Origin of the sequence: Streptomyces sp. NPDC052107, assembly GCF_040680215.1 — a bacterium.
Taxonomy (GTDB): Bacteria; Actinomycetota; Actinomycetes; order Streptomycetales; family Streptomycetaceae; genus Streptomyces.
In genome coordinates, this window is record NZ_JBFAWG010000008.1 from 243,265 (window position 1) to 263,993 (window position 20,729).

General features: G+C 69.1%; 18 protein-coding genes, 4 tRNA genes and 1 pseudogene. 12 read left to right on the forward strand and 11 right to left on the reverse strand.

Features of this window, described 5'->3' with window-relative positions; all coding sequences use genetic code 11:
- Positions 1–43 precede the first annotated feature (43 nt).
- Positions 44–943, forward strand: coding sequence for a phosphoribosylaminoimidazolesuccinocarboxamide synthase (locus tag AB0M27_RS12065; protein WP_365720579.1), 900 nt, complete (start codon positions 44–46; stop codon positions 941–943).
- A 45-nt stretch (positions 944–988) separates the two neighbouring features.
- Here the strand turns inward: AB0M27_RS12065 and AB0M27_RS12070 are convergent.
- The 5 genes and pseudogenes from AB0M27_RS12070 to AB0M27_RS12090 form a co-directional block, all read right to left on the reverse strand.
- Positions 989–1,061 (reverse strand) — tRNA-Gly (locus tag AB0M27_RS12070).
- Between the two features lie 23 nt (positions 1,062–1,084).
- A pseudogene (locus AB0M27_RS12075) lies at positions 1,085–1,518 on the reverse strand (DNA-binding response regulator); the annotation flags it as partial.
- Positions 1,519–1,595: 77 nt separating this feature from the next.
- A tRNA-Gly gene (locus tag AB0M27_RS12080) sits at positions 1,596–1,671 on the reverse strand.
- Between the two features lie 82 nt (positions 1,672–1,753).
- Positions 1,754–1,825: transfer RNA gene (locus AB0M27_RS12085), tRNA-Gly, on the reverse strand.
- Between the two features lie 204 nt (positions 1,826–2,029).
- A complete protein-coding gene (locus tag AB0M27_RS12090) occupies positions 2,030–2,347 on the reverse strand; it encodes an Lsr2 family protein (protein ID WP_031164632.1) in 318 nt (105 codons plus the stop codon).
- Between the two features lie 310 nt (positions 2,348–2,657).
- Here AB0M27_RS12090 and purS point away from each other — a divergent pair, with 310 nt between their 5' ends.
- From purS to purL, 3 genes are read left to right on the forward strand one after another with little or no spacing between them, the layout of a single operon-like run.
- Entirely contained in the window at positions 2,658–2,930 is a 273-nt protein-coding gene (purS, locus tag AB0M27_RS12095) for a phosphoribosylformylglycinamidine synthase subunit PurS (protein WP_356301108.1), read from the forward strand.
- Positions 2,927–3,607: a phosphoribosylformylglycinamidine synthase subunit PurQ gene (gene purQ, locus AB0M27_RS12100; protein ID WP_365720581.1), complete on the forward strand. Its 681-nt coding sequence runs from the start codon at positions 2,927–2,929 to the stop codon at positions 3,605–3,607. Before purS ends, purQ begins: the two co-directional genes overlap by 4 nt.
- Entirely contained in the window at positions 3,604–5,862 is a 2,259-nt protein-coding gene (gene purL / locus AB0M27_RS12105; RefSeq protein WP_365720583.1) for a phosphoribosylformylglycinamidine synthase subunit PurL, read from the forward strand. Before purQ ends, purL begins: the two co-directional genes overlap by 4 nt.
- A gap of 62 nt (positions 5,863–5,924) precedes the next feature.
- Here the strand turns inward: purL and AB0M27_RS12110 are convergent, their stop codons facing one another.
- Positions 5,925–6,146 (reverse strand): hypothetical protein, encoded by a 222-nt coding sequence (locus tag AB0M27_RS12110; RefSeq protein WP_365720585.1) that lies wholly within the window; start codon positions 6,144–6,146, stop codon positions 5,925–5,927.
- A 176-nt stretch (positions 6,147–6,322) separates the two neighbouring features.
- Between AB0M27_RS12110 and AB0M27_RS12115 the strand changes: the two genes are divergently transcribed.
- The 5 genes from AB0M27_RS12115 (at position 6,323) to purM (ending at position 10,640) form a co-directional block, all read left to right on the forward strand.
- Positions 6,323–6,505 carry a hypothetical protein gene (locus AB0M27_RS12115; RefSeq protein WP_365720587.1) on the forward strand — a complete coding sequence of 61 codons (183 nt, stop codon included), beginning with the start codon at positions 6,323–6,325 and terminating at the stop codon, positions 6,503–6,505.
- A gap of 10 nt (positions 6,506–6,515) precedes the next feature.
- Positions 6,516–7,313, forward strand: coding sequence for a sterol carrier family protein (locus tag AB0M27_RS12120; protein ID WP_365720589.1), 798 nt, complete (start codon positions 6,516–6,518; stop codon positions 7,311–7,313).
- 56 nt (positions 7,314–7,369) lie between these two features.
- Positions 7,370–7,807: an META domain-containing protein gene (locus tag AB0M27_RS12125; RefSeq protein ID WP_365720591.1), complete on the forward strand. Its 438-nt coding sequence runs from the start codon at positions 7,370–7,372 to the stop codon at positions 7,805–7,807.
- Positions 7,808–8,008: 201 nt separating this feature from the next.
- A complete protein-coding gene (gene purF, locus AB0M27_RS12130) occupies positions 8,009–9,538 on the forward strand; it encodes an amidophosphoribosyltransferase (RefSeq protein ID WP_365720593.1) in 1,530 nt (509 codons plus the stop codon).
- Positions 9,539–9,572: 34 nt separating this feature from the next.
- Entirely contained in the window at positions 9,573–10,640 is a 1,068-nt protein-coding gene (gene purM / locus AB0M27_RS12135; RefSeq protein ID WP_365720595.1) for a phosphoribosylformylglycinamidine cyclo-ligase, read from the forward strand.
- 87 nt (positions 10,641–10,727) lie between these two features.
- On the opposite strand, the gene AB0M27_RS12140 is transcribed toward purM, so the two are convergent.
- The gene (locus AB0M27_RS12140) at positions 10,728–10,985 is read right to left on the reverse strand and encodes a DUF3073 domain-containing protein (RefSeq protein WP_071380680.1); all 258 of its coding nucleotides are present in this window, start codon (positions 10,983–10,985) and stop codon (positions 10,728–10,730) included.
- Between the two features lie 291 nt (positions 10,986–11,276).
- Positions 11,277–12,383 carry a Glu/Leu/Phe/Val dehydrogenase dimerization domain-containing protein gene (locus AB0M27_RS12145; RefSeq protein WP_365720597.1) on the reverse strand — a complete coding sequence of 369 codons (1,107 nt, stop codon included), beginning with the start codon at positions 12,381–12,383 and terminating at the stop codon, positions 11,277–11,279.
- A 200-nt stretch (positions 12,384–12,583) separates the two neighbouring features.
- On the opposite strand from AB0M27_RS12145, the gene AB0M27_RS12150 reads away from it, so the two are divergent.
- Both AB0M27_RS12150 and bldC read left to right on the forward strand, forming a co-directional pair.
- Positions 12,584–13,426 (forward strand): hypothetical protein, encoded by an 843-nt coding sequence (locus tag AB0M27_RS12150; protein WP_365720599.1) that lies wholly within the window; start codon positions 12,584–12,586, stop codon positions 13,424–13,426.
- Between the two features lie 539 nt (positions 13,427–13,965).
- Positions 13,966–14,172, forward strand: coding sequence for a developmental transcriptional regulator BldC (bldC, locus tag AB0M27_RS12155; RefSeq protein ID WP_003949541.1), 207 nt, complete (start codon positions 13,966–13,968; stop codon positions 14,170–14,172).
- A gap of 459 nt (positions 14,173–14,631) precedes the next feature.
- Here bldC and AB0M27_RS12160 read toward each other — a convergent pair whose 3' ends face one another.
- The 3 genes from AB0M27_RS12160 to hrpA form a co-directional block, all read right to left on the reverse strand.
- A complete protein-coding gene (locus tag AB0M27_RS12160) occupies positions 14,632–14,823 on the reverse strand; it encodes a DUF6274 family protein (protein WP_365720601.1) in 192 nt (63 codons plus the stop codon).
- Between the two features lie 411 nt (positions 14,824–15,234).
- Positions 15,235–15,309: transfer RNA gene (locus AB0M27_RS12165), tRNA-Asp, on the reverse strand.
- A 96-nt stretch (positions 15,310–15,405) separates the two neighbouring features.
- Positions 15,406–19,386 (reverse strand): ATP-dependent RNA helicase HrpA, encoded by a 3,981-nt coding sequence (hrpA, locus tag AB0M27_RS12170; protein WP_365720603.1) that lies wholly within the window; start codon positions 19,384–19,386, stop codon positions 15,406–15,408.
- 90 nt (positions 19,387–19,476) lie between these two features.
- Here hrpA and AB0M27_RS12175 point away from each other — a divergent pair, with 90 nt between their 5' ends.
- Positions 19,477–20,496, forward strand: coding sequence for an ABC transporter permease (locus AB0M27_RS12175; protein WP_365720605.1), 1,020 nt, complete (start codon positions 19,477–19,479; stop codon positions 20,494–20,496).
- Positions 20,497–20,729 lie beyond the last annotated feature (233 nt).

Genomic DNA, 20,729 nt, shown 5'->3' on the forward strand with positions numbered 1-20,729 from the left:
AAGGGAGAATCGAGGCACTTGGACAGAACCACGGGGAGGAACCGTGTCCGGATTCGTAGAAAAGCCCGAGCCGATCCAGGTTCCGGGCCTGGTGCACCTGCACACCGGAAAGGTGCGCGAGCTGTACCAGAACGAGGCGGGCGACCTCGTGATGGTCGCCAGCGACCGCATGTCCGCGTACGACTGGGTGCTGCCCACGGAGATCCCCGACAAGGGCCGTGTCCTCACCCAGCTGTCCCTGTGGTGGTTCGACCAGCTGCGCGACCTGGCCCCCAACCACGTGATCAGCACCGAGGTGCCCGAGGGCGCCCCCGCCGGCTGGGCGGGCCGCACACTGGTCTGCAAGCAGCTGAAGATGGTGCCGGTGGAGTGCGTGGCCCGCGGCTACCTCACCGGCTCCGGCCTGGTCGAGTACAACGAGTCCCGTACGGTCTGCGGCCTCGCCCTCCCCGAAGGCCTCGTCGACGGCTCGGAACTCCCCGCCCCGATCTTCACCCCCGCCACCAAGGCCGAGGTCGGCGAGCACGACGAGAACGTCTCCTACGAGGAGGTCGCCCGTCAGGTCGGCGCCGACACCGCCGCCCAGCTGCGCCAGGCCACCCTCGCCGTGTACTCGCGGGCCCGGGACATCGCCCGTGACCGGGGGATCATCCTGGCGGACACCAAGTTCGAGTTCGGCCTCGACGGCGACACCCTGGTCCTCGCGGACGAGGTCCTCACCCCCGACTCCTCCCGCTTCTGGCCGGCCGACCAGTGGCAGCCGGGCCGCGCCCAGCCGTCGTACGACAAGCAGTTCGTCCGGGACTGGCTGACCTCCGCCGCCTCCGGCTGGGACCGCAAGAGCGAGCAGCCCCCGCCGCCGCTGCCGGACGAGGTCGTCCAGCAGACCCGGCGGAAGTACGTGGAGGCCTACGAGCGCCTCACCGGCCTGAGCTGGAGCTAGCAGCACGAAAAGACCCCGGTCCCATGGACCGGGGTCTTCTTCCAGAGCGGACGACGAGGCTCGAACTCGCGACCTCAACCTTGGCAAGGTTGCGCTCTACCAACTGAGCTACGTCCGCCTTGCGCCGTGGCGCGAGAGCAACTATACCCAACCTCGCTCGTGTGCGAGACGCACTGCCGCATGACAGTTCTCGGCGTCGGGCTTCGTGACGGCCGAGGAGAGGCGATTCCGCACGGTCCCCGAGGACAGCGCGGCCGGCTCGACGATCTCCAGGACCGACGCCCCGTCGGCCGCGAGCGCCGACCGGGCGGGATGCCGAGGTGCCCCGGCGGAGATCGCGGCGGCGGCCAACTCCGGCTCGGCACAACGGTTTCCGGCGTCCACGGTCCGGATGATCCCGGCGAGCCACTGGGCGCCGACGGCCTTCGGGGCGAACCCGCGCACACCGCCACGAGCGTTCGGTCCAGGTGACCGGGCCGCCCGTGCCCGATGACGATCAGCACCTGGCAGGAGCGCACTTCGATGCGCAGAGATGTGGCGACCTTCACACCGCCGCCGCACCCGCTCACTCGAAGGGGATTGTCATCGCTCGCCCAATATCAGCGGCCCGCGGACACGAAAAAACCCCGGTCGCGATGACCGGGGCTTTCCCTGGAGCGGACGACGAGGCTCGAACTCGCGACCTCAACCTTGGCAAGGTTGCGCTCTACCAACTGAGCTACGTCCGCACTGCTCCCGACCGGCTCCCACCGATCGGTGCGAGCACCAGCCTACCTGATCCACAAGAGTGGTCGTGGCAAGCGGTGCCGGAGCGGGTGACAGGAATCGCACACTGCGCCTTCCCCCTGGAAGGGGGATGTTCTGCTACTGAACTACACCCGCACGTTCCTCGGGGTTTCAGCCTTCCGGCCCCGCCCCTCGGCGTGCTCCAGACATTAGCTGATCAATAGGGGGGTGGCGCAAGTCGGCTCCCCCTCGTGCCCGGTATGCCCAAGTGCGCGGCCCTCAGGGTCCGCTGACGGACCCTGAGGACTGCCCCTTCGCGGGCTCGTGCGGCCGGCCGTTCGTCACGGCTCCCCACGCGCCTCACTGCGCGGCGCTGAACGCCTCGTAGACCTTCTTGGGGATGCGTCCGCGGGCGGGGACGTCCATCTTGTTGGCCTGGGCCCAGGCGCGGACGGCCGCCGGGTCGGGGGCGACCTCCGTCTGCTTGTACGCCTTGCCGGACCGCGACCTCTTGCGGCCGGCCTCGACGTAGGGCGCGAGCGCCTTGCGCAGTTTCTTGGCGTTGGTTTCGTTCAGGTCGATCTCGTACGACTTCCCGTCGAGTCCGAAGGCGATCGTTTCCGCCGCTTCCGAGCCGTCGATGTCGTCAAAGAGCGTGACCACGACCTTTTGCGCCACGAATATCGGTCCCTTCGTGCGGCACGTCGATACAGCTCACCGGCGATGACGTGCCGAGTATCGGCTATTGCCAATTCATTTGTACAGTGCTCGGCAATGCAAAGTGAAGCCCGACTAAATCCGTCCGCGTGTCCGAAGACAATAGGTGAACGGGGCGGACTGGGGAACTTTCCCAGAACTTTTCGCGGCAGTACGGCTTCGACACCCGATCGTGATGCGCCTCACGTAGTTTCCTACAACTCTACTCGCGTAGAAATTTTGTGCGGGTAGTCTGAAGGAACCTGCTCAGCACCACACACCGGGAGTGCCAGTGGCACGCGTCGTAGTCGACGTCATGCTCAAGCCGGAGATCCTCGACCCCCAGGGCCAGGCGGTCCAGCGTGCGCTGCCGCGCCTGGGTTTCGAAGGGATCTCGGACGTACGTCAGGGAAAGCGATTCGAACTCGAAGTTGACGGGCCGGTCGACGAGGCCGCGCTCGCCCGCATCCACGAGCTTGCGGAATCCTTCCTCGCCAACACCGTGATCGAGGACTTCACCGTCAAGGTGGAAGAGACCGCGGAAGTCGCGGAGGCGGCCAAGTGACCGCTCGTATTGGCGTCGTCACTTTCCCGGGCAGCCTCGACGATCAGGATGCCCAGCGCGCGATCCGCCTCGCGGGCGCCGAACCGGTCGCCCTGTGGCACAAGGACAAGGACCTCAAGCAGGTCGACGCCGTGGTCCTTCCCGGCGGTTTCTCCTACGGCGACTATCTGCGGGCCGGTGCCATCTCCCGGTTCTCGCCGGTGATGGAGTCCGTGATCGAGCAGGCGAAGGCCGGCCTTCCGGTCCTCGGTATCTGCAACGGCTTCCAGATCCTCACCGAGGCCCACCTCCTCCCGGGCGGGATGCTCGGCAACGACCACCTCCACTTCATCTGCCGCGACCAGAAGCTGCGGGTGGAGAACGCGGAGACCGCCTGGACCAGCGACTACCGCGCCGGCCAGGAGATCCACATCCCGCTGAAGAACATGGACGGCCGGTACGTCGCCGACCAGTACACGCTGGACAAGCTGGAGGCCGAGGGCCGGGTCGCGTTCCGGTACCTGGACTTCAACCCCAACGGCTCGCTGAACGACATCGCCGGCATCACCAACGAGGCCGGGAACGTCGTAGGCCTCATGCCGCACCCCGAGCACGCCGTCGAGCCGCTGGTCGGTACGGGCCGTACCGACGGGCTCCCGTTCTTCACCTCGATTCTCAAGAAGCTGGTCAACGCATGAGCCGGACGCCTCTGGACACGGTCGAGCACGCGGCCGCGACCCCCGACGTCGAGCTGCCCTGGGCCGAACTCGGCCTGAAGAAGGACGAGTACGAGCGTGTGGTGGAGATCCTCGGCCGCCGCCCGACCGGCGCCGAACTCGCCATGTACTCGGTCATGTGGTCCGAGCACTGCTCGTACAAGTCCTCCAAGGTCCACCTGCGCCAGTTCGGCGAGAAGGCACCCGAGAGCGACGCCCTCCTCGTCGGCATCGGCGAGAACGCGGGCGTGGTGGACGTCGGTCAGGGTTACGCCGTGACCTTCAAGGTCGAGTCGCACAACCACCCGTCGTACGTCGAGCCCTACCAGGGCGCGGCCACGGGCGTCGGCGGCATCGTCCGCGACATCATCGCCATGGGTGCGCGACCTGTGGCGGTCGTCGACCCGCTGCGGTTCGGCGCCGCCGACCACCCCGACACCAAGCGGGTGCTCCCGGGCGTGGTCGCGGGCATCGGCGGCTACGGCAACTGCCTGGGCCTGCCCAACATCGGCGGCGAGGTCGTGTTCGACTCCTGCTACCAGGGCAACCCGCTGGTCAACGCCGGTGCCATCGGTGTGATGCGGCACGAGGACATCCACCTGGCCAAGGCCTCCGGCGCGGGCAACAAGGTCATCCTGTACGGGGCTCGTACGGGTGGTGACGGCATCGGTGGCGCCTCGATCCTCGCGTCCGAGACCTTCGACGACGCCAAGCCGAGCAAGCGCCCGGCCGTCCAGGTCGGCGACCCCTTCCAGGAGAAGCTCCTCATCGAGTGCACCCTGGAGGCCTTCCAGGAGAAGCTCGTCGTCGGCATCCAGGACCTCGGTGCCGCCGGTCTCTCCTGCGCCACCTCCGAGCTCGCCTCCAACGGCTCCGGTGGCATGCGCGTCACCCTGGACGACGTCCCGCTGCGCGACTCGACCCTCTCTCCCGAGGAAATCCTCATGAGCGAGTCGCAGGAACGCATGTGCGCGGTCGTGGAGCCGGAGAAGGTCGACCGGTTCCTGGAGATCTGCGCGAAGTGGGACGTCATCGCCACCGTCATCGGTGAGGTGACCGACGGCGACCGCCTGGAGATCTTCTGGCACGGCGGGAAGATCGTGGACGTGGACCCGCGGACCGTGGCCCACGAGGGCCCGACGTACGAGCGCCCGTACGCCCGCCCGGACTGGCAGGACGCCCTCCAGGCGGACGACGCGAACAAGCTGCCCCGGCCGCAGACGAGCGAGGAGCTGAAGGACCAGGTCCTGAAGCTGGTCGCCTCCCCGAACCAGGCCTCCAAGAACTGGATCACCCAGCAGTACGACCACCTGGTCCAGGGCAACACCGTCCTCGCCCAGCCGGAGGACTCCGGCATGATCCGCGTGGACGAGGAGACCGGCCTCGGTGTCGCGATCGCGACGGACGGCAACGGCCGTTACGCCAAGCTCGACCCGTACACGGGCGCGCAGCTGGCCCTGGCCGAGGCCTACCGGAACGTGGCGACCACGGGTGCCAAGCCACTCGCGGTCTCCGACTGCCTGAACTTCGGCTCGCCCGAGGACCCGGCCGTGATGTGGCAGTTCGCGGAGGCCGTGCGCGGTCTGGCGGACGCCTGTCAGCAGCTCGGCACGCCGGTGACCGGCGGCAATGTCTCGCTCTACAACCAGACGGGCGAGGCGGCCATCCACCCGACCCCGGTGGTCGCGGTCCTGGGCGTGATCGACGATGTCGCGCGCCGCACCCCGGTCGCCTTCCAGGAGGAGGGCCAGCTGATCTACCTCCTCGGCGACACCCGCGAGGAGTTCGGCGGCTCGGCCTGGTCCCAGGTGGTCCACGACCACCTCGGCGGTCTGCCCCCGCAGGTCGACCTGGAGCGCGAGCGGCTGCTGGGCGAGATCCTGATCTCCGCCTCCCGCGACGGCATGATCGACTCCGCGCACGACCTGTCCGACGGCGGCCTGGTGCAGGCGGTCGTGGAGTCCGCGCTGCTCGGCGGCAAGGGCGCGCGGCTGGTCGTACCGGACGGCCTGGACGCCTTCACGTTCCTGTTCTCCGAGTCGGCGGGCCGCGCGGTCGTCGCGGTGCCGCGCTCGGAGGAGGTCCGCTTCAACGACATGTGCGGTGCGCGGGGCCTGCCGGCCACCCGGATCGGTGTCGTGGACGGTGACACGGTCGAGATCCAGGGCGAGTTCGCGCTCACCCTGGAGGAGCTGCGGACGGCTCACGAGGAGACCATTCCGGCGCTGCTTGCGTAGGCGCATCTGAAGAGGGGCCCCGTCCGGAAGCCGGGCGGGGCCCTTCTCATGCGGCCACGGGCTCATGCGGCCACGGGCTCCTCGACGGGCTCCGCCTCCATCGGCCGCGTCCTCGGCAGCCGCAGGGCGAGCAGCACAGACCGAGCCATGACGCCGGCCCCGCACAGGAACGCCCTGTCCAGCGCGGAGACGTACGCCTTCAGCCCCGCCGCCCGGTCCGCTTCGCGCAGGACGGCCAGGGAGCCGATGCCGAGCCGGTGGCGTGGGGCCGTCCGCTGCACCAACTGGTCAGCCGGACGAGGAGCCGGCCGAAGCCGCGACTGACGAGGAGCAGGGCCGCGCGCAGCTGCCACAGGGAGGTTCGCAGCCGTTCGCCCGGCGGACCCGCGCGGTCGTCATGGCGACTGCGGCCTGCGCGAACGCGCCTACGTCGAGTCCGAGAAGGGCGCACGGGAACTCGTTGGCTGGCCTGCGCACCGAGGAGACCCGCGACGTCATCCTCGTGCTGATCACCGCCGCCGGTCTCCTCGGTGCGCAGGCCGGTCAGACCCTCGACCAGGTCGCCGCCGACGCCGCCGAGTTCGCGCGGCAGGCCTTCGACCTGGTCGAAAAGGGCCTGAAGGACTACGCGGTCAGGGCATAGGCTCACCGCCATGCCACCGGCCAAGAAGCGTGCCCGCAGCTACGACCCCGGCAGGACCCGCGCCGCGGTCCTGGGCCAGTTCGGAAACGTCCGGGAGACCGTGCGCGGCCTCACCCAGGAGCAGCTCGCGCTGCCCACCCGGCTCGGCGAGTGGGCCGTACGGGACCTGATCGTGCACATCGGCATGGCGCTCACCGCCGTCCACCGCTCCCTCGCCCTGCCCGAGCCGGCCAAGGCGGACGCCGTCCTGCTGGACTGGCCCTTCGCCACCGCGGCCAACGCCGCCGCCATCGACGAGTTCACCCGGAACCTGTCCGCCGGGCACCCCGACCTCGACGCCTACCTCACGGACATCGACCGGTCCCTGCGCGCCCTGCTCGCCGAGCACTCCGGCAGCCGGATCCTGCAGACGAGCGCCGGTGCGATGCCCCTGGACGACTACCTGGTCACCCGCACCACCGAGCTCGTCGTCCACACCGACGACCTCAACGCCGCCGTACCCGGCCTGGAGATCCCGTACGACCGCCAGGCCCTGGCCGCCGCCACCCGGCTGCTCGCCGACGCCCTCGCCGTGAAGGCGCCCGGCGGCTCCACCGAGGTGCGGGTGCCGCCGTACGCCGTGGTGCAGTGCGTCGAGGGGCCCCGGCACACCCGCGGCACCCCGCCCCATGTGGTGGAGACCGATCCGCTGACCTGGATCCGGCTCGCCACCGGCCGCCTGAGCTGGAAGGACGCGCTGGAGGATGCCAAGGTGAGCGCCAGTGGGGAACGGGCGGACATCGGGGGGCTGCTGCCGCTGATGGCGTAGCGGAACCGACCCGGCCGGTCTACCGTCGAATCGCCATGAACCGGTACAAGCAACGCATGATCCTCGCACCGGCGGCCGCCGTGCTCGCCGTCCTCACGATGGCGTGCGGCAACGGGAGGGCGGACAGTGGTGCGATGACCGCCTCCCAGCCCGTGACCGGCATCGACTGGCGGGTCGACAGCCTCACCGTCGGCGATACGACCCGGCACGCGCCCGCGTCCGCCCGCCTGCGCATCGACGAGAACGGCAAGGCGGCCGGCAACCTCGGCTGCAACCAGTTCAGCGCGCGGGTCACCGTCCACGGCGACCGGATCACCTTCGGTGACCTGCGCACGACCCGGATGGCCTGCGGCCCCGACCGGATGGACTTCGAGCGCGCGCTCGCCCGTGCGCTCACCACCGGCACGCTCGTCGCCGAGACGCAACACGCGAAACTGACGCTCACCGACGGCGACGGCGACCGCATCCACCTCAGCCGTAACATGCCCGGATGATGTGCGACACCTCACTCACGCACCCGGCGAACGGGCCCGCGGCCGCCGCCCACAGCGCCGCCGCCGACGCTCAGAGATCCGGGCGCACCTCGCTGACCAGCGCAAACGCGTAAACCGACAAGGTGATCGGCGAGTGGGGGCTTGTTAAGGGCACGTATCCCCAATTCGGACCAGTGGTCGACCTCGCCTACACTCGGTGGCGTGCCACGTGGTGACGGTCGACTCAATCACGATCTGCTTCCCGGCGAGAAGGGCCCCCAGGACGCTTGCGGCGTCTTCGGTGTCTGGGCTCCGGGTGAAGAGGTCGCAAAGCTCACGTACTTCGGGCTCTACGCCCTCCAGCACCGGGGCCAGGAATCCGCGGGAATCGCGGTCAGCAACGGCTCCCAGATCCTCGTCTTCAAGGACATGGGCCTGGTCTCCCAGGTCTTCGACGAGACCTCGCTCGGTTCGCTCCAGGGTCATATCGCGGTCGGACACGCCCGCTACTCGACCACCGGCGCCTCCGTGTGGGAGAACGCCCAGCCGACGTTCCGCGCCACCGCGCACGGCTCGATCGCGCTCGGCCACAACGGCAACCTGGTCAACACGGCGCAGCTCGCCGAAATGGTCGCCGGCCTGCCGAACGACAACAACAGCCGCTCCACCCGGGTCGCGGCCACCAACGACACCGACCTGCTGACGGCGCTGCTCGCCGCCCAGGTCGACGAGGACGGCAAGCCCCTGACCATCGAGGAGGCGGCCCACCAGGTCCTCCCGAAGGTGCGGGGCGCCTTCTCCCTCGTCTTCATGGACGAGCAGACCCTCTACGCCGCCCGTGACCCGCAGGGCATCCGCCCGCTGGTCCTCGGCCGCCTGGAGCGCGGCTGGGTGGTCGCCTCCGAGACCGCCGCCCTGGACATCTGCGGTGCCAGCTTCGTCCGTGAGATCGAGCCGGGCGAGTTCGTCGCCGTCGACGAGAACGGTCTGCGCAGCTCTCGATTCGCAGAAGCGAAGCCCAAGGGCTGTGTCTTCGAGTACGTGTACCTGGCCCGCCCGGACACCGACATCGCCGGCCGGAACGTGTACCTCTCCCGCGTGGAGATGGGCCGCCGGCTGGCCAAGGAAGCCCCCGTCGAGGCCGACCTGGTCATAGCGACCCCGGAGTCCGGCACCCCGGCCGCCATCGGCTACGCGGAGGCCTCCGGCATCCCCTTCGGCGCGGGTCTCGTGAAGAACGCCTACGTCGGCCGGACCTTCATCCAGCCCTCGCAGACCATCCGCCAGCTCGGCATCCGCCTGAAGCTGAACCCGCTGAAGGAAGTCATCAAGGGCAAGCGCTTGGTCGTCGTCGACGACTCGATCGTGCGCGGCAACACCCAGCGGGCCCTGGTCCGCATGCTCCGCGAGGCCGGCGCCGCCGAGGTCCACATCCGGATCTCCTCGCCGCCCGTGAAGTGGCCCTGCTTCTTCGGCATCGACTTCGCCACGCGCGCGGAACTGATCGCCAACGGCATGACCATCGAGGAGATCGGCACCTCGCTCGGCGCCGACTCGCTCGCCTACATCTCCATCGACGGCATGATCGAGGCGACCACCATCGCCAAGCCGAACCTGTGCCGCGCCTGCTTCGACGGCGAGTACCCGATGGAGCTGCCGGACCCCGAGCTGCTCGGCAAGCAGCTCCTGGAGACCGAGCTGGCGGCCGGTCCCGCCGCCACGGCCGCGGCCGACGCGATCCGCCGCCCGTAACACCCTGCAGTACGACACGAAAGCTCTCACAGTCATGTCTGAGACAACTGGTGCCAGCTACGCAGCGGCGGGCGTCGACATCGAGGCGGGCGACCGCGCGGTCGAGCTGATGAAGGAGTGGGTGAAGAAGACCCAGCGACCCGAGGTCCTCGGCGGCCTCGGCGGCTTCGCCGGGCTCTTCGACGCCTCCGCCCTCAAGCGCTACGAGCGCCCGCTGCTCGCCTCCGCCACGGACGGCGTCGGCACGAAGGTGGACGTCGCGCGCCGCATGGGCGTCTACGACACCATCGGTCACGACCTGGTCGCCATGGTCATGGACGACATCGTGGTGTGCGGTGCCGAGCCGCTGTTCATGACGGACTACATCTGCGTCGGCAAGGTCCACCCCGAGCGCGTCGCGGCCATCGTGAAGGGCATCGCGGAGGGCTGTGTGCTCGCCGGATGCGCACTGGTGGGCGGAGAGACCGCCGAACACCCGGGCCTGCTGGGTGCGGACGACTTCGACGTCGCCGGGGCCGGTACGGGCGTCGTGGAGGCCGACCGGCTGCTCGGCGCGGATCGCATCCGTAAGGGTGACGCGGTGATCGCCATGGCGTCCTCCGGGCTTCACTCGAACGGGTACTCCCTGGTCCGCCACGTCCTGCTGAACACGGCCGGCCTGGCCCTGGGGACGGAGGTCCCGGAGCTCGGCCGCACCCTCGGCGAGGAGCTGCTGGAGCCCACCAAGATCTACTCGCTGGACTGCCTGGCGCTGACCCGCACCACCGATGTGCACGCGTTCAGCCACATCACCGGCGGCGGTCTCGCGGCCAACCTGGCCCGCGTGATCCCGGACGAGCTGCACGCCACGGTCGAGCGCGCCACCTGGACTCCGGGCGCGATCTTCGAGCTGGTCGGGAAGACCGGCAACGTCGAGCGCCTGGAGCTGGAGAAGACGCTCAACATGGGCGTCGGCATGATGGCGATCGTCCCCGAGGAGTCCACCGAGGTGGCCCTCGCGACCCTGGCCGACCGCGGTGTCGAGGCATGGGTGGCCGGCGAGATCACGGACCGGGGCACCAAGGAGACCGCTGCCGAGCTGGTCGGGGACTACGCCGCCTGATCCTGCGGGCGATGACCGTGATGACCGTGCGGACAGCACAGAAACCGGTCGGTGGCTCTGCCACCGACCGGGCTGGTCACTGCAAGGTCAAGCGCCGCGACGGTGCTGTTGGTGAGGATCGTTGTCGTCCTCTTCCTCGTCGTCGTCCTCGTAGAGGTCGGCGTAACGAGAGTAGAGATCGTCCTCGTCGTTCTCATCGTCCTCGAACGGCTCGCCGTTCGGCGGCTGGCTCGAAGTCGATGCGCCCAGTTCACTGGCCAGACGTGACAGGTCAGTCCCACCGCTGTTGTACTTCAGCTGGCGGGCGACCTTTGTCTGCTTGGCCTTGGCCCGGCCGCGCCCCATGGCTCGACCCCCTCGGTGACAGGGGCTCAACGGCCCCAGAGTCTGACACGCGTTCATGATCCGGAACGGACCCTCCGTGGAGAGGCCGGTCCGTAGGGCTTCCACGGTACCTGAGCCCGCGCCCATACGGTACGTCGCCCGCAGCACGCGCGTGTGCCCAGGACCTTCGAGGCGCCCCGTCCTCGCTGGTCAGTGGCGATTTTAACCACTTATCGGGGAACGACCCGCCGATGGAAGTGAGAGTTCTCTCTAAGTCCCCATCGGCGGGTACCGCTCACCTGTGCGACGCACTCAGTGCGCAGCGCGGCTGCCGCGCGCCTCTGCCATCCGCTGCTCGGCGATCCGGTCGGCCGCGGCAGCCGGCGGAATCCCGTCTTCCTTCGCACGTGCGAAGATTGCCAGGGTGGTGTCGAAGATCTTCGCCGCCTTGGCCTTGCACCGGTCGAAGTCGAACCCGTGCAGCTCGTCGGCCACCTGGATCACCCCGCCGGCGTTCACCACGTAGTCCGGCGCGTAGAGGATCCCGCGGTCCGCGATGTCCTTCTCCACGCCGGGGTGCGCGAGTTGGTTGTTGGCCGCGCCGCACACCACCTTGGCGGTGAGCACCGGCACGCTGTCGTCGTTCAGGGCGCCGCCGAGCGCGCAGGGGGCGTAGATGTCGAGCCCCTCCACCCGGATCAGCTCCTCGGTGTCGGTGACCGCCGTCACCCGCGCGGGGTACTGGTCGACGATCCGCTGGACGGCGTCCGCGCGCACGTCCGTGATGACGACCTCGGCGCCCTCGTCCATCAGGTGCTTCACCAGGTGGTGGCCGACCTTGCCGACGCCGGCGATGCCGACCTTGCGGCCGCGCAGCGAGGGGTCGCCCCACAGGTGCTGGGCGGAGGCGCGCATGCCCTGGTAGACGCCGAAGGCGGTGAGCACGGAGGAGTCGCCGGCGCCGCCGTTCTCCGGGGAGCGGCCGGTGGTCCAGCGGCACTCGCGGGCCACGACGTCCATGTCGGCGACGTACGTGCCGACGTCGCACGCGGTGACATAGCGCCCGCCGAGCGAGGCGACCATGCGGCCGTAGGCGAGGAGCAGCTCCTCGGTCTTGTCGCGCTCCGGGTCGCCGATGATCACGGCCTTGCCGCCGCCGTGGTCGAGGCCGGCCATGGCGTTCTTGTACGACATCCCGCGCGCGAGGTTGAGGGCGTCGGCGACGGCCTCGGCCTCGGTGGCGTAGGGGTAGAAGCGCGTACCGCCGAGGGCCGGACCCAGGGCGGTGGAGTGGATGGCGATCACGGCCTTGAGGCCGGTGGCGCGGTCCTGGCAGAGCACGACCTGCTCATGACCCCCCTGGTCCGAGTGGAACAGGGTCTGCAGGACATCAGCAGGTGCGCCAATTACGTCGGTCACTGTGGTGACTCCTGTGTAAAGAGCGGCGAGTGGGGTGGAACCCCGTACGGGTGGCGGGGTGCCGTGGCATGAGCGTAGAGCCTTGGCACGACCACCATCCGTGCAGTGTTCAGGATCACTCTCTCGTGCCTCTTCCGCACGCATGACCATGGCACGATTTGCAGTGGTTTCGAGCCGGGCCCGATGGGGAGGGAGCAGGCGTGCCGAAGGTGTCCTCCGTGGTCGTCCCCTATGCCGCGTACTTGCGCGTGTACGAGCCGCTGGGCGCCTTCCCGGAGCCGGAGCGCGGCCACTGGGCCCGCTACGCCCGCCGCCCCGAGCGCCCCTCCTACCAGGACGAACTGCGCCGTTCCCTGGCCGACTTGCTGCCCACCCCGCCGGTCGCGGTGCCGGTACACGAGAGCAGCGACGCCTTCGTGGCGGAGGTCGACGGCGTGGTCTGCGTGTGCCCCTGGCGGACCCGGCTGCGCGGCTGGCAGGCGCTCGGCGAGCTGGCGGAGGAGCTTCCGGCGCCGGTGCTGGACGCGGTGCTGCCGCCGGTCGTACGGCGCCAGGCCGCCCAGGACTACGAGCGCTGGCTCGCCCGCAACCCCGACGCCCGGCCGTGGATCCGTACGGCGACCTGGCAGGTGCCGCTGAACTGGTTCGTGCTGGTCTCCGACGAGGAACGGCGCTACGAGAAGGGCACGGCCGAGGTGCCGCCGCTGCTGCGCTACCGCACGCCGATGGTGCAGGCCCGGCGGCGGGTGGCGCGGGCGCTGCGCGCGCTGAAGGACGCCGTCGAGGAAAGCCCGCTGATCGACGGCCTGGTGGACGTCGGCCGCTGGCTGGAGGAGTTCCACCCGCGCTCGCTGGTCGAGCTGGACTACGGCGGCCTGGTGCATGTGCTGCCGGCCGGTGAGCTGGAGGGCGACCACTCGGCGGCGGACGTGGCCGAGGGCATCGCGGCGCTGCGCCGGGGCGACGGCGCGGCGGCCGGGGAGGCCTATGTGCGGCTCGTGGAGCGGTGGCGGGCGGTCCGGGACCGGCGCTCGGCGAACTGAAGTTCCAGAAACACTCGAAGAGTGACGTACGTCACGGCCCAAACCGCGCCGAACGACGTACGGTCTAGGCCACTTGACCATGTGACGGGACGTTGGTCCCGATCTGGACTTTTGTCCCAAGGGTGATGGACGGCACTTACAGGGCCCTTGCGCCTCTTGCCGCCCCTCATGCCAAAATAGGACAAGGAGTCCGGGGAGGGCTCCGTCCGTCCCGCTGTGCTCCATTGTGGGCGGAATCTCAGCATTGCACGCTTTGGGGGGTCTTGTGACTCCTGATCGTCCTGTGACTGATCGTCACAGTGGCGTGACTGTCCGCTATGGCATGGTCCATCGGCTTCCGTCGCTGATGAACACCTGGGAGGGCAATTCCATCGGTTTGGCCGACGCGGCTGGACAGATGGTGTAGTTGTAGTGCCGAGGACAAGCCGTTCGTCCTATAACCGACTCGACTCGCGTCCGCCATTTCGGGCAACGCGGGTCAAGGTGCAGAATTTAGAGGAAAGAACCGAGAAGGTTCGGTTCTCCCGAGGAGGCCGCTCATGACCGCTCGCACCCCTGATGCCGAGCCGCTGCTGACCCCGGCTGAGGTCGCCACGATGTTCCGCGTCGACCCGAAGACGGTCACGCGGTGGGCGAAGGCCGGCAAGCTTACGTCCATCCGTACGCTCGGCGGGCACCGCCGCTACCGCGAGGCCGAGGTCCGCGCACTGCTCGCGGGCATCCCGCAGCAGCGCAGCGAGGCCTGAACAACCGAATAATCGGGCAATCCGGCAGGTCCCCCACCGGCCGAGGCGCCCGAAACCCTAGCTCCAAGCGACGCGGGACCTGCCCCAACAGGGCCCTCGCCCAAGCCGAAGAGAACGTTGTAGGCAGCGACACAGGGTGCGTCGTAGATCGCGCTGGACTCCGCCGGGTCCAGCGCGATCTTTTTTGTGCGCTGGTCGGGGGTGTGGTGGACCTCTGTGAGCGGCCTTGTCGGAGTCTGGGCAGGGCTGTCGGAACCGCTGTGCGTGCCCCCTGAGGCTGGTGCAATTGCACATATTAAATTGACCAGTTGTAGGACGAGGGTAAGTACCGCCCTTTCAAAAACTCATGCGGTGACTCCCGTCACACGTCCCGGCGGTTGTTGCCGACGGCGCGGGTGCGCTAGTGGAGTGATCAGTTCCAGCGTCCCACGCGCGTACGGCTGTTGGGGCCGGCGCCGCTCACGCGCTGCGCGGACCTTCGTCCTCGGCTTCCTCGTCGCTTGCTTCGGGAACCCATGGGCCGGCGTCCATCGCCAGCCGCAGCAGGTGATGACAGACGGGGCAGTGGCGGGTGAGATGCCGGTAGGACGAGGCGGCCGACAGATGGGCCCTCAGCAGCGCCCGCGTCTCGTGCCTGACCGATGCCGCCATACGCCACCTCCGCGGACCGTACAGGGGAACGGGCCCTGTCTTCTGGGTACCGACGGAATGTGACGCCGTCAAGGGCGAGCGGCTCCGCTGGTACAGCCGTGTCCTCGGGCACCGTGCCGCAGCCGCTGCGGTGGCTGGGGGCGGTGCCGGCAAGCCCGCCAGCTGGCAAGCCGCTGCCTGGTCGCTGGGGTCCGCAGCGCCCAGACCCGCTCCGGCCCTGTGAACGGGCCTTGTCCTCGAACGCGCGGCCGGCTGGGTGCGCCGACCGGCACGGAGGAGCCGACGGCATGCGGAAGGGGCTGCGTCCGCTGCCGGGTGCGGGCCCTTCTCTGTGGCCGCGGGCGGGGCCTTTGCCGTCGGACATGGGTCGGACATGGAAGAAGGGCCCCCACGCGGGGGCCCTTCTCTCTGCGGTCCTGACGGGATTTGAACCCGCGGCCTCCACCTTGACAGGGTGGCGAGCACTCCAAACTGCTCCACAGGACCAGGTTTCGCGGCGCTTGGTTTGTGCACTGCGCTGCGAGAAGAGACTGTACAGGAGGTGGGGCCGCCTGGTCGAACTCACCCTCTGTGCGCGAGCGGTTACGGCACGGCCGCGTCGATCGCCTTCACGATCCGCTTGTCGGAGACCGGGTACGCGGTGCCGAGGGCGTGGGCGAAGTAGCTGACCCTCAGCTCCTCGATCATCCAGCGGATGTCCAGGACCGAGGACGGGACCGGGCGGCCCTGCGGGAGCTGTTCCAGGAGCCAGGCGTACTCGTCCTGCATCTCGTGGACCTTCTCCATGCGCGTGGTGTCCCGCTGGACGTTGGTCGGCATCTGCTGCAGGCGCCGGTCCGCGGCCACCAGGTAGCGCATCAGGTCGGCCAGGCGCCGTATCCCCGCCCACGTGACGAATCCCGGCTTCACGAGGGCGTCCAGCTGCTTGCGTACGTCCGTCAGGTTCGCCAGCAGCGTGGGGCTGCTCACGGCCTTCAGACGGCGTTCACAGGCCTGCCAGGCGGCGAGGACCTGCTGCACCTGGGCGACCGTACGGACCGTCGTGTCGACGATCTCCGCGCGCACCTTGTCGTACAGCTTCCGGTACGACTCCTCGTCCCAGACGGGGCCCCCGAAGTCCGCGATCAGCTTGTCGGCCGCCGCCATCGCGCAGTCGTCGAACAGCGCCTGGACGGAGCCGTGCGGATTCGCGGAGAGCGCCAGCTTCTGGGCGTTCGTCAGCTTCTCGGACGCGAACTTCGCCGGGTTCACCGGGATGTTGCGCAGGATCAGCCGCCGGGTGCCCTTCCACATGGCCTCGGCCTGCTCGTCCTCGGTGTCGAACAGTCGTACCGAGACCGTGTCGCCGTCGTCCACCAGCGCCGGGTACGCCTTCACCGGGTGGCCGGCACGGCGTGTTTCGAACACGCGGGTGAGCGTGCCGATCGACCAGTCGGTCAGGCCGTTGCGCTCCAGGGACTCGCCGCCCTCGCGGGACGCGGTCGCTGCCGCCGCCTGGGACAGCGCCTTCCTCGCCTTCGGCTTCAGCCTGAGCTTCAGCGCCTCCAGATCCTTGTCCTCGGCCAGCTGCCGGCGCCGCTCGTCGACGATCCGGAAGGTGATCTTGAGGTGGTCGGGGACCTTGGACCAGTCGAAGTCGTCCGGCTCGAAGGGGACGCCGACCATACGCCTGAGCTCGCGGGCCATCGTGACCGTCAGCGGCTCCTGGAGCGGGACCGCCTTTTCCAGGAAGGTCTTCGCGTAGTTCGGCGCGGGCACGTAGTGGCGGCGGATCGGCTTCGGGAGGGAGCGGATCAGCTCCGTCACGACCTCCTCGCGCAGGCCCGGAATCTGCCACTCGAAGCCCTCGTCCGTGACCTGGTTGAGGACCTGGAGCGGGATGTGCACCGTGACGCCGTCCGCGTCCGCGCCCGGCTCGAACTGGTACGTCACCCGGAACTTCAGCTGCCCCTGCCGCCAGGAGTCCGGATAGTCGGCCTTGGTGACCGCCTCCGCCGACTCCCGGATGAGCATCTCCCGCTCGAAGTCCAGGAAGTCGGGCTGCTCGTTCCGCTTCCGCTTCCACCAGGAGTCGAAGTGCGCGCCGGACACGACGTGTTCGGGCACCCGCTGGTCGTAGAAGTCGAAGAGCGTCTCGTCGTCGACCACGATGTCTCGGCGCCGTGCCCGATGCTCCAGCTCCTCGACCTCGCTGAGGAGTTTGCGGTTGTCCGCGAAGAACTTGTGGTGCGTGCGCCAGTCGCCCTCCACCAGCGCGTTGCGGATGAACAGCTCGCGGCTCGTCCCCGGGTCGATGCGGCCGTAGTTCACCTTGCGCTGGGCGACGATCGGCACGCCGTACAGCGTGACCTTCTCGTACGCCATCACGGCCGCCTGGTCCTTCTCCCAGTGCGGCTCGCTGTACGTCCGCTTCAGCAGGTGTTCGGCGAGCGGTTCGACCCACTCGGGCTCGATCTTGGCGTTAACCCGCGCCCAGAGTCTGGACGTCTCCACCAGCTCGGCCGACATCACGACCTTCGGCTGCTTCTTGAACAGCGCCGAGCCCGGGAAGATCGCGAACTTGGCGTTGCGGGCGCCCAGGTACTCGTTCTTGTTGCCGTCCTTCACATCCTTCATGCCGATGTGGGAGAGGAGGCCGGCGAGGAGGGAGGTGTGGATGCGGTCGGCCGGGGCGTCAGTACCCGCCGCAGGCTCCTCGAGGTGCATGCCCATCTGCTTGGCGACCGTGCGCAGCTGGGTGTAGATGTCCTGCCACTCGCGGATGCGCAGGAAGTTCAGGTACTCCTGCTTGCACATCCGGCGGAAGGAGCTCGATCCGCGCTCCTTCTGCTGCTCGCGGACGTAGCGCCACAGGTTGAGGTAGGCGAGGAAGTCGCTGGTCTCGTCCTTGAAGCGGGCGTGCTGCTGGTCGGCCTGCGTCTGCTTGTCGGCCGGGCGCTCGCGCGGGTCCTGGATGGACAGCGCGGCCGCGATGACCATGACCTCGCGGACACAGCCGTTCTTGTCGGCCTCCAGCACCATGCGGGCCAGCCGCGGGTCGACGGGCAGCTGGGCCAGCTTGCGGCCGGTGTCGGTGAGGCGCTTGCGCGGGTCCTTCTGGGCGGGGTCGAGCGCGCCCAGCTCCTGCAGCAGCTGTACGCCGTCGCGGATGTTGCGGTGGTCCGGCGGGTCGATGAAGGGGAACTTCTCGATGTCGCCGAGGCCGGCCGCGGTCATCTGGAGGATGACGGAGGCCAGGTTCGTACGGAGGATCTCCGCGTCCGTGAACTCCGGCCGGGCGAGGAAGTCGTCCTCGGAGTACAGCCGGATGCAGATGCCGTCGCTCGTACGGCCGCAGCGGCCCTTGCGCTGGTTGGCGCTGGCCTGGGAGACCGGCTCGATGGGCAGCCGCTGGACCTTGGTGCGGTGGCTGTAGCGGCTGATCCGGGCGAAGCCGGGGTCGATGACGTACTTGATGCCGGGGACGGTGAGGGACGTCTCGGCGACATTGGTGGCCAGAACGATCCTGCGCCCGGCGTGCGGCTGGAAGACGCGGTGCTGCTCGGCGTGCGAGAGCCGGGCGTACAGGGGCAGGATCTCGGTGCCCTGCCAATTGGCGCCTCCGGCACGGGGGTACTTCTTCTTCTCCAGGGCGTCCGCCGTGTCCCGGATCTCCCGCTCACCGGAGAGGAAGACCAGGATGTCGCCCTGGCCTTCGGCCTGGAGTTCCTCGACCGCATCGCAGATCGCGGTGATCTGGTCCCGGTCGGCGTCGTCCGAGTCCTCCTCCAGGAGCGGCCGGTAGCGCACCTCCACGGGGTACGTGCGGCCGCTGACCTCGATGATCGGGGCGTCGCCGAAGTGCCGGGAGAAGCGCTCGGGATCGATGGTCGCCGAGGTGATGACGACCTTGAGATCCGGCCGCTTGGGCAGCAGCTGGGCGAGGTACCCGAGCAGGAAGTCGATGTTGAGGGACCGCTCGTGCGCCTCGTCGATGATGATCGTGTCGTAGGCGCGCAGCTCGCGGTCGGTCTGGATCTCGGCGAGCAGGATGCCGTCCGTCATCAGCTTGATGAAGGTGCCGTCGGGGTCCACCTGGTCGGTGAACCGCACCTTCCAGCCGACGGACTCGCCGAGGGGCGTCTTCAGCTCCTCCGCCACGCGCTCGGCGACGGTACGGGCGGCGATCCGCCGGGGCTGGGTGTGCCCGATCATGCCGCGCACGCCACGGCCCAGCTCCAGACAGATCTTCGGGATCTGCGTGGTCTTTCCGGAACCCGTCTCACCGGCCACGATGACGACCTGGTGATCGCGGATGGCCGCCGCGATCGCGTCCTTCTTCTGGCTGACCGGCAGCTGCTCCGGGTAGCCGATGGCGGGCACACGGGTGCGCCGCTCGGCCATGCGGACCTCGGCCTTGCCGACCTCCGCCTCGATCTCGGCGAGGACGGCGGCGCGGGCCTCCGGCTTACGGATCTTGCGCGCGCCCTCGAGCCGCCGGCCGAGCCGATGCGCGTCGCGCAGCGACAGTTCGGTCAGACGGGGGGCGAGGGTGCCGAGAGCGGGGGCGGGATGCGTAGACATACGCGATCCAGGATCTCACCCCGTCCGAAAAACACGCGAACGATTTGACTCGGGGCGTCGGTGGCCCGCCGAGCTGCCAAAGTAACCGCTATGTCCGATTCGCGCTGGGTGGCCTTCAAACAGTCCCCCTTCCTCCCCGCGACCGTCCTCCTCCTGCTCATCGCCGCGGCAGCGGGCCTCTTCGCCGGCTCCTACACGTACGCCATGGCCAATCCGACCCCGCACCACATCCCGATCGCGGTGACCGGCGCCTATGACCGGCCGACGGCCCGGCGGTTCATCGGCGGGATGGACCAGGCCCTGGACGCTTCTTTGAAGCTGCTCCCGTACGGCAGCCGCAAGGCGGCGGTGAAGGCGGTGGACCGGCAGGAGGTGTTCGCGGTGGTCGAGGCCACCGCCGGCGGCCGGGCGATCGTGCTGGACGTGTCGGGGGCGTCCGGGTCCACTGTCGCCCAGGTGCTCACGGAGGCCGCGGTGAAGGTGGGCAAGGCCACCGGAACGCCCGTGGCGGTCCGGGACCTCAAGCCCCTGCAGAAGGGCGATCCGCGGGGGCTGGCGATCTTCTACATCTCCTTGGCCGCCGTGATCGTCGGCATGGTCGGATCCATCCAGCTCAGCGTGCACGCGCGGGCGCTGAATCCCGTGGAGCGCATCGCCGTCACGGCCTGCTACGCCCTGCTCGGCGGGTTCACGATCGCCGCGGTGGTGGACTGGTGGCTGGGGGCGCTGAAGCTGCCGTTCGTGGAATCGTGGCTGATCCTCGCCCTGACGATGTTCGTCACGGGCATGGTGTTCACGATGTTCAACACCCTGTTCGGGCGGTGGGCCATGCTGCCGACCTGGGGGCTCTTGGTGATGCTCGGCAATCCCTCGTCCGGCGGTGCCGTCTCCTGGCCGCTCCTGCCGTCTCCGCTCGGGACCATCGGCCGCTGGCTGCCGCCGGGCGCCTCCGTGAACGCCCAGCACACCGCGGTGTACTTCCGCGGCCACCAGCACGCCCTTCCCTTCCTGGTGCTGGCGGGCTGGGCGATCGTCTCCTGCGCGGTGTTCCTGACCTGGCGCCACCGGCGCGCGGACGGCCGTCCGGCACGACCGGCCGACGAGCCCTAGAAGGCTTATGAAGATCTTGGGGTTCTGGCCCCGCCGCGTGAGCGGCGGGGCCAGACTCGTTTTCGTGGTGATGGGGGAATGGGCCGGGGAGACGGTCGGGCCGGATGTGTGGGAGACCTGCCGGGAGTTGATTCCGGTGGGGAGTGTGTTCGCGTTCCTGGCCGAGCATCGCGGTGCGCTGTTTCCGGCTCAGATGTTCGCGGACATGTATCCGTCGGCGAACGGGCGGCCCA

Excerpts from the sequence above, each read along its gene's own strand:
- purL (WP_365720583.1), top strand. The coding sequence starts at position 3,604 with ATGAGCCGGACGCCTCTGGACACGGTCGAGCACGCGGCCGCGACCCCC.
- AB0M27_RS12120 (WP_365720589.1), top strand. The coding sequence starts at position 6,516 with ATGCCACCGGCCAAGAAGCGTGCCCGCAGCTACGACCCCGGCAGGACC.
- AB0M27_RS12125 (WP_365720591.1), top strand. The coding sequence starts at position 7,370 with ATGATCCTCGCACCGGCGGCCGCCGTGCTCGCCGTCCTCACGATGGCG.
- purM (WP_365720595.1), top strand. The coding sequence starts at position 9,573 with ATGTCTGAGACAACTGGTGCCAGCTACGCAGCGGCGGGCGTCGACATC.
- AB0M27_RS12140 (WP_071380680.1), bottom strand. The coding sequence starts at position 10,985 with ATGGGGCGCGGCCGGGCCAAGGCCAAGCAGACAAAGGTCGCCCGCCAG.
- bldC (WP_003949541.1), top strand. The coding sequence starts at position 13,966 with ATGACCGCTCGCACCCCTGATGCCGAGCCGCTGCTGACCCCGGCTGAG.
- AB0M27_RS12160 (WP_365720601.1), bottom strand. The coding sequence starts at position 14,823 with ATGGCGGCATCGGTCAGGCACGAGACGCGGGCGCTGCTGAGGGCCCAT.
- hrpA (WP_365720603.1), bottom strand. The coding sequence starts at position 19,386 with ATGTCTACGCATCCCGCCCCCGCTCTCGGCACCCTCGCCCCCCGTCTG.
- AB0M27_RS12175 (WP_365720605.1), top strand. The coding sequence starts at position 19,477 with ATGTCCGATTCGCGCTGGGTGGCCTTCAAACAGTCCCCCTTCCTCCCC.